This window comes from Flagellimonas hadalis (assembly GCF_007785775.2).
In the GTDB taxonomy this organism is placed as follows: domain Bacteria; phylum Bacteroidota; class Bacteroidia; order Flavobacteriales; family Flavobacteriaceae; genus Flagellimonas; species Flagellimonas hadalis.
In genome coordinates this window covers 1-12,918 of record NZ_VNIK02000016.1, presented here as the reverse complement: position 1 = coordinate 12,918, position 12,918 = coordinate 1, and the positions used below count along the sequence as shown (strand labels likewise).

General features: G+C 45.6%; 10 protein-coding genes. All 10 read left to right on the top strand.

Annotated features, from left to right (window positions below):
- Positions 1-17 precede the first annotated feature (17 nt).
- Positions 18-1,397 carry a RagB/SusD family nutrient uptake outer membrane protein gene (locus tag FOT42_RS16515; protein ID WP_151891626.1) on the top strand — a complete coding sequence of 460 codons (1,380 nt, stop codon included), beginning with the start codon at positions 18-20 and terminating at the stop codon, positions 1,395-1,397.
- A 202-nt stretch (positions 1,398-1,599) separates the two neighbouring features.
- Entirely contained in the window at positions 1,600-2,487 is an 888-nt protein-coding gene (locus FOT42_RS16510; protein ID WP_151891625.1) for a PIG-L deacetylase family protein, read from the top strand.
- Positions 2,488-2,553: 66 nt separating this feature from the next.
- Positions 2,554-3,816: an MFS transporter gene (locus FOT42_RS16505; RefSeq protein ID WP_151891624.1), complete on the top strand. Its 1,263-nt coding sequence runs from the start codon at positions 2,554-2,556 to the stop codon at positions 3,814-3,816.
- 4 nt (positions 3,817-3,820) lie between these two features.
- Positions 3,821-4,657, top strand: a complete 837-nt coding sequence (locus tag FOT42_RS16500; RefSeq protein WP_151891623.1) for an ROK family protein — start codon at positions 3,821-3,823, stop codon at positions 4,655-4,657.
- Positions 4,658-4,677: 20 nt separating this feature from the next.
- Entirely contained in the window at positions 4,678-7,329 is a 2,652-nt protein-coding gene (locus FOT42_RS16495) for an exo-rhamnogalacturonan lyase family protein (protein WP_151891622.1), read from the top strand.
- A gap of 90 nt (positions 7,330-7,419) precedes the next feature.
- Positions 7,420-8,853 carry an SLC13 family permease gene (locus FOT42_RS16490; RefSeq protein ID WP_151891621.1) on the top strand — a complete coding sequence of 478 codons (1,434 nt, stop codon included), beginning with the start codon at positions 7,420-7,422 and terminating at the stop codon, positions 8,851-8,853.
- Between the two features lie 242 nt (positions 8,854-9,095).
- A complete protein-coding gene (locus FOT42_RS16485; protein ID WP_151891620.1) occupies positions 9,096-10,004 on the top strand; it encodes a helix-turn-helix domain-containing protein in 909 nt (302 codons plus the stop codon).
- A gap of 77 nt (positions 10,005-10,081) precedes the next feature.
- On the top strand, positions 10,082-11,083 hold the full coding sequence (locus FOT42_RS16480; RefSeq protein ID WP_151891619.1) for an aldo/keto reductase: 1,002 nt from the start codon (positions 10,082-10,084) through the stop codon (positions 11,081-11,083).
- 75 nt (positions 11,084-11,158) lie between these two features.
- Entirely contained in the window at positions 11,159-12,376 is a 1,218-nt protein-coding gene (locus FOT42_RS16475; RefSeq protein WP_226789931.1) for an MFS transporter, read from the top strand.
- Between the two features lie 350 nt (positions 12,377-12,726).
- The coding region (locus FOT42_RS18360) for a hypothetical protein (RefSeq protein WP_226789930.1) at positions 12,727-12,918 on the top strand (192 nt) is incomplete at its 3' end.

The following is a 12,918-nucleotide window of genomic DNA, read 5'->3' as shown; positions in this document are numbered from 1 at the left end:
CCTAAAAACGGAAAAAAATGAAACGAATTCTATATATAATGCTATGTACGGGACTATTTACCGGATGTAGCGAAGATTTTACCGATCTCGCACCGATCTCCAACAGAAACGAGGCCGATTTCTATAAATCCGCGGATGATTTCGAAGTGGCCATCAATGCCAGTTATAGAGGGTTGCAGAGTACAGGCATTTATGGACGGGGCTATTGGACCATGTTCGAGATGAGGAGCGATAATACCGATCAAGGACCTGATGCAACGGGTCTTGCACGACAGTATACCGAAATCAATGCTTTTACCGAGGATGCCTTGAACGAACAGGTGTCAACGGCTTGGAGCGAATCCTACAAGGTAATTGCAAATTGCAATGTTATTTTGGAACGCATTCCAACGGTAGAAATGGATGCTGCCACTGGAAATAGGATAGCAGGAGAAGCCCTTTTTATCCGTTCCCTGATGTACTATCATCTAGCCATTGCCTTTGGGAATGTACCATTGCAGTTGGAGCCCTATGTGGCCGGTGATGAATTGGTGCAGGTTCCCGAAACCGTTGTTTTGGAACAATTGGTCACCGATTTGGAAACAGCGGAAGGCTATCTTCCGATCTCATACCCTTCCAGTAGTGTTGGTAAAGCCACAAAAGGAGCAGCGGCCACATTATTGGCAAAGGTGCAACTTACCTTGGGCAACAATACAGCTGCAGAGACGGTTTTGCGTAGAATCATCTCTAGTTATGGATATGATTTGGTACCTGAATATGCAGATCTGTGGGGTGTTGACAACGAGAACAATGAAGAATCCATATTCGAGGTACAGTTCATGAGTGGGGGAATAGGCCAAGGGAGTTTTTTTACCAATGATTTTTCCCCAAGTTCAGCTTTACAGGCGGGAGCAGGTTATGGAAGGAACAGGCCAACGGTATCCATGCAAGAAGCTTATGAAGAGGGTGATTCTAGATATGAAGCCTCTATGGGAGATTCATTTATAAACTTGGATGCCGAGGTGGTAGAGGCCCTGTACATTAAAAAGTACCAAGCGGACATAGCCATAGAGAATGATTCGGACATCAACTTTGTCGTCTTTAGGTATGCCGATGTACTACTCATGTTGGCCGAGGCCCTTGGCGAGACCGATGAAAGTTATGATTTGATCAATGAAGTACGGGAGAGGGCAGATTTGGGAGAGATAAATGCCGCCACTTCAGGTACCTTCGAGGAGAAACTGCTCCATGAAAGAAGGGTAGAACTCGCCTTTGAAAACCATAGGTGGGCAGATTTGAGACGTTTCAATGCCATGAACAAGGTGATTGAAGCAGAACCGATCATTACGGGAACCCGTGAATATTTCTTTATACCCCAGCGGGAGATGGACATCAATCCAAATTTCACGCAGAATTAGGATGTAAAGAATTAAAAGTTAGCGTTTTCTATATGTTGAGTTAGTTTGATTGATGGCCCCAACCATGGATTGCCTACTTATGGTTCTATGGATTCCTGCTCAATTCGAAAACGTACCATTTTTAATAAGAAAGTTGCTTTAAAAAGAAGTGATTCAGAGTTTGATTGCAATAAAATAATAAACCAAATACACACAAAAGACAATGAGAAAATTGACAATGGCAATATGCCTGTGCCTTGCCTTCGTGGTAATGCAAGCACAAGAAAAGAAAGTATTGAACATCATAGCCATTGGGGCACACCCCGATGATTGCGATTCCAAATTTGGAGGTACGGCGGCCCTTTTTGCAAAAATGGGACACAACGTAAAATTCCTTGCATTGACCAACGGTGATGCGGGCCACCAGAGCATGGGAGGCGGACCATTGGCCAAGAAGCGTAGACAAGAGGCCAAGGATGCGGCAAAGGCTTTGGGAATCGCCGAATATGAAGTGTTGGACAACCACGACGGGGAATTGTTTCCTACTTTGAATGTTAGATTGGAAGTGATCCGTCGTATACGCGGATGGGACGCTGATATTGTTTTGGGTCTTAGGCCAAATGATTACCACCCAGACCACAGAAATGCAGGTTCTGTAGTGCAGGATGCGGCCTATATGAACATTGTTCCCAATGTGGCACCCGACACTCCGCCCTTGAAGAAAAACCCAGTTTTCCTTTACATGAGCGATCATTTTCAGAAACCTTATCCATTCCAAAAGGATATTGCCGTAATCGTTGATGAGGTCATCGATACCAAAGTGGCCGGATTGGCGGCCCACGATTCTCAAATGTTCGAGTGGTTGCCCTGGACCAACGGTACAGATTTATCTACCATCCCTACAGGAAAAGAAGAACGCTTGGCTTGGTTGAAGAACAGATGGATGAACAGAAAGCCAGATGCAAGCACCTTGGAAGCTGCCAAAAAATGGTATCCAGGCAGGGACATGTCCAAAGTACAACAAGTTGAGTTCTTTGAGATATGTGAGTACGGTAAGCAACCTACCGAAGAAGAGATCAAACAATTGTTCCCTATGTTGGGGAGCAAATAGAACCCAAACCAAGCAAACCAAACCAAGCCCAGGAAGAGCATCCAATTAATAACCAACTAACTACCAATGGAGAATAGCAAGCCCACGACCAAGAGATACTATCATATCATTGGGTTGGTAATGCTGGTATTCTTTGTAATATCATTCATTACCAACATACTCAATTCTATTATAGTCGACGTAAAGGACAGTTTTGATCTAAGCCTTACTTTAACGGGCTTACTGCCTTTCACTTTCTTTATCGCATATGGGATCATGTCCATTCCGGCAGGATTCCTCTCCGAGAAGTATAGTGAAAGGACCTTGTTGTCCGTATCGTTCTTGGTCATGGCGCTTGCTTCCCTGGGTTTTGCCCTTGTGCCACAATACGGCATGTTCAGTATCACATTGTTCACCTTGGGTTGTTGCATGGCCGTTTTGCAGGTCATTATTAACCCAATGCTGAGGGTTGCTGGCGGCGAGGAACACTTTGCGTTCAATTCGGTACTGGCACAGTTGGTGTTCGGTGCAGCTTCATTTTTGAGCCCTTATCTATATAAATATTTAGTGGATAGGGATGGTACTCAAGGAGATGCCATAGCGGAAACATTACGTTCGTGGGTGCCGGAAAACCTGCCATGGGTGTCATTGTATATTGTGTTTGCAGCCATATCGGTCTTACTCTTCATCTATGTTTTTATGACAAGGTATCCCAAGTTTGAAAAAACTGAGGATGAAAAGGCAGGAGATGGCAGTTCCTATTGGGATCTGTTGAAGAACAAATGGACCATCCTCTATTTCTTGGGCATTTTTTGTTATGTGGGCACGGAGCAAGGAGTGGGCAATTGGATTTCCCAGTTTTTGTACCAGTATCATGGGCTTGATCCCCAAACAGTGGGAGCGGATACCGTATCCTACTTTTGGGCCATGTTGACCATAGGTTGTCTTTTGGGGCTGGTGCTCTTGAAATTTATGGACAGCCGTAAACTGTTGATATTCGCAACGGCCATAAGCATGGTTTTCTTGGTATTGGCCTTGACAGGCTCTTCCCAAATGGCCTTGATCGGGTTTCCGATGGTCGGTTTTTTTATTTCGGTCATGTATTCCATCATCTTTTCTCTGGCCCTCAATTCGGTCAAGGAACACCATGGCTCCCTGTCAGGAATCTTGTGTACCGGAATTGCTGGTGGGGCGGTCATCCCGTTCATTGTTGGAGGATTAGGTGAGATGACTTCCTTAAAGTCTGGAATGTTCTTCTTGCTGATTCCACTGGCATTCATATTCACCATAGGCTTTTGGGCAAAACCATTGGTCAATAACAAGACCATTAGCCTTAAAAAACAAAATTAGGCCCATGGAAAAGGAATTCATAGGGGTTGATATTGGGGGTAGCAATATGAAAGCAGGGAAGGTGGTCAATGGATCGGTAGTGCAAAGCCATTTGGCTGAGGTTGACCGAAATGACACGGAAGAAGCAACCCTTGATAAACTCTTTGAAATTATAAATAAAGTAATGACCAACGCTGTCGAGGCCATTGGTATTGGAGTCCCGGCAGTGGTGGACCCAGAATCCGGTATTGTGTACGATGTGCAGAACATTCCTGCGTGGACCAAGATAGCACTGAAGGATATGGTATATCAAAAGTATAAGGTGCCTGTGTTCATAAACAACGATGCCAATTGTTTTGCACTGGGCGAAAAATACTTCGGAAAGGCGCAAGCATATACCAATTGCGTGGCACTTTCCTTAGGTACGGGACTCGGTATGGGTATTTTAATAGACAACAAGCTGTACAATGGTGTTTTGTGCGGTGCAGGGGAAATAGGCATGCTTCCCTATAAAAATGGTATCATGGAGCATTACACGGGCAGTTTTTTCTTTGGGGAAACATATGGGCAATCCGCCAAAGCACTTTTCAATAAAGCTTTGGAAGATGATTCTGTGGCCCTGGAAGCATTCAACGAATATGGAAAGCATTTGGGAGAGGCCATAAAGGCCATTCTCTACCTGTTTGCACCCGAGATGATCGTTCTTGGGGGGTCCATCAGCAATGCATATCCCTTTTTTAAGGATGCCGTAATGGATTCCCTTGGTTCATTTGCCTATCAAAAACAACTGGAACATTTTAAAATTGAAACATCAGATCTGGTGGATTCGCCCATTTTGGGTGCAGCTGCACTATGTCTGTAAAACAAATAACCTTATAAAAAATGAGAATAGTTATAACAGTACTGCTCGCATGTTTCTTGCTAAAGTCCTGTGCGAAACCAGAACCTGGCAAACAGGTAAGCATCACCATTGAGAACAACAAAAAAGGCGCACCCGTAACGTTGGGTATCCCCTTTCCCAAAGGGGCACTGTACTCAGTGGACAACCTAAGGTTGTTGACTGCCGATGGCACGGAGATCCCATGCCAGACCACGGAGGTATCCAATTGGGGTCCAATAGATGAGAGCATCAAGTGGGTTTGGGTGTTCTTTTTCTCTGAAGAAGGGTCTGATTATGTGCTGGAGTATGGGGATGGTGTGGTGCCCATGCTTCCAAAGGAAAAGATCATATCCACCAATAACATGAGACCACAGGGTGGGATAGATGTGAACACCGGGCCGCTCTCTTTTTCCATCCATAAGAGGGGCAACGGATTTTTGGATGCGGTTTATCTGGATTCCGACCAAGACGGAAAATTTGCGGAAAATGAATTGATCGGGTCATCAAAAGGAGAGAACAGGGGATCGTTCTTCGATATTTTGGACGATGCCGGGATAGATGCATCCAAAGCCGTCATCAATGAGGTTTTTAGGGAAAAAGGCTCGGGACCGATGCATTCCATTTTTAGGATAGAGGGGACCTATACCTACAATAGGGCGGACAACAACATATCGCCTTTCTCCATTTGGTTGCACACCTATGCGGGAAAAAGCTACATCAAAGTGCTCCATACCATGACCTATACGGGCATCCCTGACAAGCATAAGATTCAGGAAGGCCAGCATGCCAACATTGCAACACAAAATGATAAGATCTTATCAGAACAAACGGCGGACGATCCAGGGTGGACCCAACCCAATGACCAGATAGCAGGGGTCGGTCTTCAAATCAAATACCATTTGGATGACAATGTGAGCGTCACTATGCCTTTGTATGATGGGGATTGGAAAGATGAACAGGCCAAGGCTGTCATGGAGGAAGTGACCGTTATTGGCGATGAAACCATACAATTGTTACAGAAAGGACCAGGGGACAAAAAGAGCCCTAGTCTTAGAAGTCTTTATTTAAGCGGATTTAAAAAAGATGAAGGCCAAGATACAACCGATGCAAAACCAAGTTTTGTGGCCACTGTGGACAAGGCCGGTGAAAATATCGCCCAGGCCCAAAAGGCAAAGGGATGGATAAATGTTTCCGATGGGAAAAGAGGGGTTGGTGTCGGTATCAAGAATTTCCTGAAGGAATATCCCAAAGGAATAGCATTGGACGCTTCCACATCTACGTTGATAGGAAGTATTTGGCCCAAGGAAAATGGCCCAAAAAGTTTTGCTAGGGCAAACACTGAGAGCGATGGCGAAATGTTGGACAATTTTGCCCAGGGCATCACCAAAACAACAGAGTTCATTTATTATTACCATGACAATGACTCCCCTGAAGGAGTGGGTCAGAAAATGGACTATGTTTTGGATGCCCCTGTGGCCCATGCTTCCCCGGAATGGTACACCGGGTCCAAGGTATATGGCAATATGGCCCCTTTTTCTGAAAAACATCCAGAGTTTGAAAATGCCCTTCAATATAAATACCAGTGGTGGGCCTATAACCAAGAGAACGAACCATGGTATGGGATATTTGACTACGGGGACGGCAAGACCTATTTCTTCAATGGTAGATGGGTCATGTGGACCAATAACGAGCCTACAGTGGATTTTATGCTCTGGACCAATTTTATGCGAACCGGTGATCCCAAATTCTTCAATCTGGCACAGGCCATGAGCAGGCATACCATGGATGTGGACAATATCCACTGGCCCCGCAAGCGGACTTATTATGGCGAGATCAATGATGCGATAGATTTTTGGAACTATGAGGAAGAGCCAGAATCCACACCTTATCTGGGTATAGGCAGAAGGCACGCCAACGAACATTGGAACGCCCTTTTGAGCGCACACGTTTGGATCCAGGGATGGATAGCGGATTACTATCTCGCAGCCGACCATCGGGCTCTTGAAGTGGCTAAAATGACCGGGGACACTTATATCAACCGAATTTGGGGGGAACATGACCTCAGGGGAAGGAGGCTCTATCTGTCCGTTCTCAATTTGGTAGAACTTTATGATGCCACCAAACTCAAAAAATATAAGGATGAACTGGATGATAGGGTAAACATAATGCTGGAACTACAAGAAAGGCAAGGAGGCAACCTTCTATTGGACAGGTATGGATATAGCCAGACCTATGTGGCCCAAGGATTATACAAATACCAACAGATCACAGGGGATGAAAAAGTTAGAAAGGCCCTGGTCAACCATGCAAGATGGGTGCGGGACGTGCCCCCATTGAACCACGAAATGGAATCTTACCTGGCAACTATATACCCATTGCTGATCGGGTATGAGTTCAGTGGGGAGAAAGTATATCTGGATGAGGCACTTGCCAGGGCAAGGGTTCTTAAGATAGGCGAGCTGCCCAAAAAACCGGAAGATTACCAAAACGCTGTGGAGTACAGCGAAGATTTGGTCAAAATTTCCAATCTCCCAGCTAGTATGGGACGCTTTACGAACTGGCAGACCAATCAGGGACTCCGTGTATTTGGTTGGACCCATGCCTATAACATTCCCTATTTGTTGTACTGGTTGGACCAAGAGAATATCGACTAAAAACAACGGATTAAAAAAAAGGGAGCCCCGGTCATGGATTGGGATGCTCCTTTTTTTATTGTGCACATGTACTGAACAACTCGTAATATAATGCTCTACAAACGTTTAGGCTTTTTCCTTGGCCCGCTACTATTCATCCTCATTCATATGTTTTTTAAAGGAGATGGCCTTTCTGATCAAGGAAGGGATCTACTTGCAGCTACCGTGTGGATAGGTATTTGGTGGGTCTTGGAAGTATTGCCCATTGCCGCCACTGCCCTGTTGCCGATTATTCTGTTCCCTTTGTTGGATACAATAAGCCTTGGGGATACCACGGCCAGCTACGGGCATAAATATGTATTTCTATATATGGGTGGGTTTATGCTCGCAGTGGCCATTGAAAGATGGAACCTTCACAAGCGGATTGCCTTGAACATTATAAAGATCATAGGAACCAACATGTACACCATCGTCCTTGGATTCATGGTGGCTACCGCATTCCTTTCCATGTGGATCTCAAATACGGCGACCACTGTGATGGTCCTGCCCATGGCAGTATCCATCATCAAACAGTTAAAGGACAACCCCATAACCCCGCAGGACGAGAATGAGATATTCGGAAAGATGTTGATGCTCGCCATTGCCTATGCCGCTTCCATTGGGGGTATTGCCACATTGATAGGGACCCCGCCAAATCTAGTATTTGCCGGATTTGTCCAAAAAACCTATGGAGTGGATGTGAGTTTTTGGCAGTGGATGAAGTTTGGGCTTCCCGTGGCCTCCATATTGCTCGTTCTGGCTTGGCTGTACCTTACCCGAATTGCTTACCCCTTGAGACAGGGAAGATTTCCCGGGGGGAAAGAGGAAATAAACCGGCTTCTAAATGAACTGGGACCAATGGGCAGGGAAGAAAGGATTGTGCTTGGGGTCTTTGTGCTCACGGCCTTTTGTTGGATTGCCCGTTCCTTCCTGTTACAACATTTCATACCGGCCATAGACGATACCATGATAGCCATAGCATCTGCAGTGGTGCTTTTTGCATTGCCCACCGGAAATGGAAAAGGCTCCATACTGCGCTGGGAAGAAGCGGTTCAGATTCCTTGGGGCATTATTTTGCTCTTTGGAGGTGGAATGGCCATTGCAAAAGGGTTTGAAGATACAGGGCTGGCAAGTTATATAGGAGCCCAGATGGCTTTTTTTGATGGACTACCATTGTTGGTTTTGTTGTTGTTGGTCATTACCTGCATCAATTTCCTGACAGAGGTCACATCGAATCTGGCCACTACGGCCATGATGCTTCCGGTTCTTGCACCTTTGGCCCTTACCTTGGGCATAGACCCCTTTATATTGATGGTGGCCTGTACTTCTGCCGCATCCTGTGCATTTATGTTGCCTGTGGCCACCCCGCCAAATGCTGTGGTCTTTGGATCGGGTTACCTAAGGATTCCCGATATGGTCAGGGCAGGATTTTTTATGAATCTTGTTTCCATTCTGGTATTGGGAATGTCCATTTATTTTCTATTGCCTGTGTTATGGGACTTATGAAAGCAAACTTAACCAAAGAATTTTCCCAAGGCTTGTCCAAGGTAGGGCTAGATATTATACTTTGCGGTACGAACACCTATTTATAAGGGAATCACCGATTTGAAATCCACTTCCCGATTGAAGAAAGCGGGGGGAACCAAAAGGGACTGGACCAAGAATAGGAGCATGCCCCCATATCAATCTTTTTCCTGGGAAAACAACAAGTATTGGGGAGTGTGATTTGAATTTTATAATTTTATCCCATGAAGGGGAGCGAATCTTTACAGGAATTTTACGAAAGGGTACCGCAATTGGGGAATGGGGTTAGGAGTTTGGATCCTATTGGTGCTGGACACATCAACGTGTTCTCCAGGGCCAAGTGTAGGCTGATCAGTCCTTATATGCGACGGGATTTTTACAAGGTCACCCTGATTATTGGGGAGGGAACCATTCAATACGCCAACAAATGGATTGCCATTGACCGTCCTGCACTGTTGTTTTCCAACCCTATGGTGCCCTATGCCTGGGAGGCCACCTCAGAAGAGCAAAAAGGATGGTTTGCCCTTTTTTCCGAGTCCTTCCTCCTTAATGGGGCCCAATCGACCAGTCTAAGGGAATCCCCTTTGTTCCGTGTGGGCAGTGACCCTGTCTTCTTTTTGAATGACGGGCAGTTGGATGAAATCTCCAGGATTTTCCAAAGAATGGAAAAGGAAATGCAATCGGATTACCAATTTAAATACGATGTGGTCCGAAGCCATTTGCACTTGATCATCCATGAGGCCATGAAATACAATCCGGCGAATAGTTTTGAAAGGAGCTACAATTCCTCGGAGCGGATCGCCTCCCTGTTTTTGGAACTGTTGGAACGGCAATTCCCTGTAGATTTTCCAAATGCCCCGTTGAAGATGAAATCTGCCAAGGACTATGCGGCTCATTTATCGGTGCATGTGAACCATCTGAACCGAATGGTCAAAAAGCAGACCCAAAAAACCACTACGGAACACATTGCGGATCGAGTGGTGCGGGAAGCATTGGCCTTGCTGCAGCATAGTGACCAAAGTATCTCGGAGATTGCCTATAGTCTCGGATTTGATAACCCAGCCTACTTTACCAATTTCTTCAAGGGTAAAATGGGTTTTTCCCCCAATCAGACACGGGAATCCCATGTTTGAATTTTATAAATGATACTTTGAATTTTATAAGCCATGACCATAGGTTTGCAAATACCTTTGGTTCAAAAACAGGAACTATGGTTTATAGAAATTTAGGAAATACAAATGAAAGGTTGTCCGCATTGGGATTGGGTTGTATGGGGATGAGTTTTGCCTATGGCCCCACCAATGACAAAGAAAGCATCAAGGTTTTGCACAAGGCCTTGGACCTGGGCATCAACTTTTGGGATACGGCGGATATGTATGGCAATGGTGCGAACGAACTTTTGCTTTCACAGGTACTGAAAGAACATAGGGAGGAGGTGTTTTTGGCCACCAAGTTCGGTTTTCGGTTTCACTCCAATAAGGCCACGGTCAGCAATTCACCCAATACCTTTTTTGACGGTTCTCCCGGATATGTCAAGCAGGCTGTGGAAGCCAGCTTGCAACGATTGGGCGTGGATGTCATTGACCTCTATTATGCCCACAGGGTGGACCCACAGGTTCCGATAGAGGACACGGTAGGGGCCATGGCCGATCTGGTCAGGGAAGGCAAGGTGCGTTATCTGGGATTGAGCGAAGCATCACTGGAGTCCATACGACGGGCCAATGCAGTGCATCCCATTAGTGCCCTGCAGAGCGAATATTCCCTGCTCACAAGAGGAGTGGAAGGGGATATCTTGGACACCGTAAGAGATTACAAAATGTCCTTGGTGCCCTATTCCCCTTTGGCAAGGGGCTTGGTAACGGACACTTTTAAGGTGGATGCCTTGGATGGGAACGACTATAGAAGAACCTTGCCAAGATACCAAGGGGAACACTTGGACAACAATCTCCATCTTAAATCCGAACTCCAAGCATTGGCAAGCCAAAAGAGAATTACCATGGCCCAATTGGCCTTGGCCTGGGTCTTGAACCAAGGAGACGATGTATTGCCCATACCCGGTACCCGAAATATCGATAGGTTGGAAGAAAACGCAAAGGCCGTTGAGGTGGTATTGTCGCAAGAAGAGCTCGACTCCATTACACTCCTATTGGAAAGATACCCCAATGTGGGCGAACGCTATAACGAGAGGGCCATGCGCCTAGTGAACAATTGACCCTATGCAACAAAAGCATACAGACCGTTGATCCATGTTTTATTTTTTAACACCTAAAATAGAAAGATTCCCTTGGTGACAAAATCCTATACCCAGGTCAAGAGACTACACGAGAACCACAAAAAAAAGGCAACCTTGATCTCGTTTTTGATGATTCCCTTATCAGGTTTGGTGACCGATATCTATGCACCTTCCATGCCCACCATGGCCTCTGAGCTCCAACAGTCGGAAGGGGCTGTTCAACTGACTCTCACTTTTTTCTTGCTGAGTTATGCCGTGGTCCAGTTTTTTGCAGGAAGTATCATGGATAGCTATGGGCGCTATCGCATAACCCTGATATCGCTCGTCCTCTTTATCCTGAGCAATCTGGTCATTGCAATGTCCACCAGTTTGGGCCCTATCTATGCCATGCGTATCCTACAGGGGGTGGCCATTGGCTGTATTGGGGTTTCCAAACGCAGTTTTTTTGTGGATGTGCACGAAGGGGAGAAAAGAAAGCATTATTTGAGCCTCATGTCCATTGTATGGTCCATCGCTCCCATAGTGGCCCCCTTTATTGGAGGGTATCTGCAACATTTTTTTAATTGGCAGGCCAGTTTTTATGTTTTGGCCGGGTATGCCTCCGTACTCTTGCTTTTGGAATTGCTATTTTCCGGAGAGACCTTGCCCGAGTTCAGACCGTTCAAACGAAAAACCATACTTAAGGATTACGGCATTATGCTGCGGACACCCATGTTCATTTACGGGGTCATCTGCAGTGGTCTGTGCTATGGGACCATAATGGTCTTTAACCTATCCGGGGCGTTCATAGTGGAGCACCGTATGGGATTTCCGCCGGTGGTTGCCGGATATGTGTCCCTGGTTATGGGAATGGCATGGCTGTTGGGCGGATTTTTGGGCAAGGCCCTTATCGATAGGCCTTTTGTCCCTAAACTTAGAGCCGCCAATATGTTCGGGATCATAACGGCAATCTTGATGATCTTCAGTGTGGCGGTTTGGGAAAACCTATACAGTTTGGTTGTTTTTGCCTTTTTGGTCCATGTGGGGGTAGGATTCATCTTCAACAACTATTTTGCTTATTGCATCGGAAGGTTTCCAAAAATGGCCGGGATTTCAGGTGGCTTTATCGGGGGTTCCGCTTTTTTTATCACTTCCATTTCCAGTTTTGCCATCGTTGGATTGGTGCATCCCCAAGATCAGGCCGGTCTGGGTACTGCTTATCTAGGTATGACCATGTTGATTATGATAATCCTATTGTTCCTGATAAGGCCTGGTAAGGTAAGAAAGGATTAAACATTTAAGGCTTTATTCAAGAAGTGAAGGGATAGAAAAAAACCTTGATTTTCCATTTTACACATCCAAATGGGTTTTCCAGTGAACGGAACGCTACGGCGAACCCCCCCCCCATTTTTTATCCACTCGGTTGAGAATTATATTGTGCCAGTGGAAATGCATTTATATCCCGGTGGTGGGCACCGGTATGCAGTTGGTGCTATGGATGAACATTTGAAAGGATGGTTCAATGTTGTTCCCAGGTAGACCAAAGACTATTTTTTAATCAAATGGAAACGTAATATTTGAGTGTTGCATTACGATGGGATTCCTGTATGGGACGGATAAGGGGAGCCACTGAAAACGGCAAAATGAACCATCTCGTATTTCGTTGTAGTATATTGAATTTCAGCACTTTGTTGGTTATTTTGCTGTATTCATTTTTTTCTGGCGAAGATGGTATGCCATGCCCGTTTTTTGCAGGTGTTCAACGAAAGGGTGTCAGCGGACGCATCCTTGTTGGAATTTGCGGTATTGGGAGTATAAATTACAAGGGCGGATTA

What these genes read in the sequence shown, in the direction of transcription:
- FOT42_RS16515 (WP_151891626.1), top strand. Translation starts at nt 18, where the DNA reads ATGAAACGAATTCTATATATAATGCTATGTACGGGACTATTTACCGGA.
- FOT42_RS16510 (WP_151891625.1), top strand. Translation starts at nt 1,600, where the DNA reads ATGAGAAAATTGACAATGGCAATATGCCTGTGCCTTGCCTTCGTGGTA.
- FOT42_RS16500 (WP_151891623.1), top strand. Translation starts at nt 3,821, where the DNA reads ATGGAAAAGGAATTCATAGGGGTTGATATTGGGGGTAGCAATATGAAA.
- FOT42_RS16480 (WP_151891619.1), top strand. Translation starts at nt 10,082, where the DNA reads ATGGTTTATAGAAATTTAGGAAATACAAATGAAAGGTTGTCCGCATTG.
- FOT42_RS16495 (WP_151891622.1), top strand. Translation starts at nt 4,678, where the DNA reads ATGAGAATAGTTATAACAGTACTGCTCGCATGTTTCTTGCTAAAGTCC.
- FOT42_RS16505 (WP_151891624.1), top strand. Translation starts at nt 2,554, where the DNA reads ATGGAGAATAGCAAGCCCACGACCAAGAGATACTATCATATCATTGGG.
- FOT42_RS16485 (WP_151891620.1), top strand. Translation starts at nt 9,096, where the DNA reads ATGAAGGGGAGCGAATCTTTACAGGAATTTTACGAAAGGGTACCGCAA.
- FOT42_RS16490 (WP_151891621.1), top strand. Translation starts at nt 7,420, where the DNA reads ATGCTCTACAAACGTTTAGGCTTTTTCCTTGGCCCGCTACTATTCATC.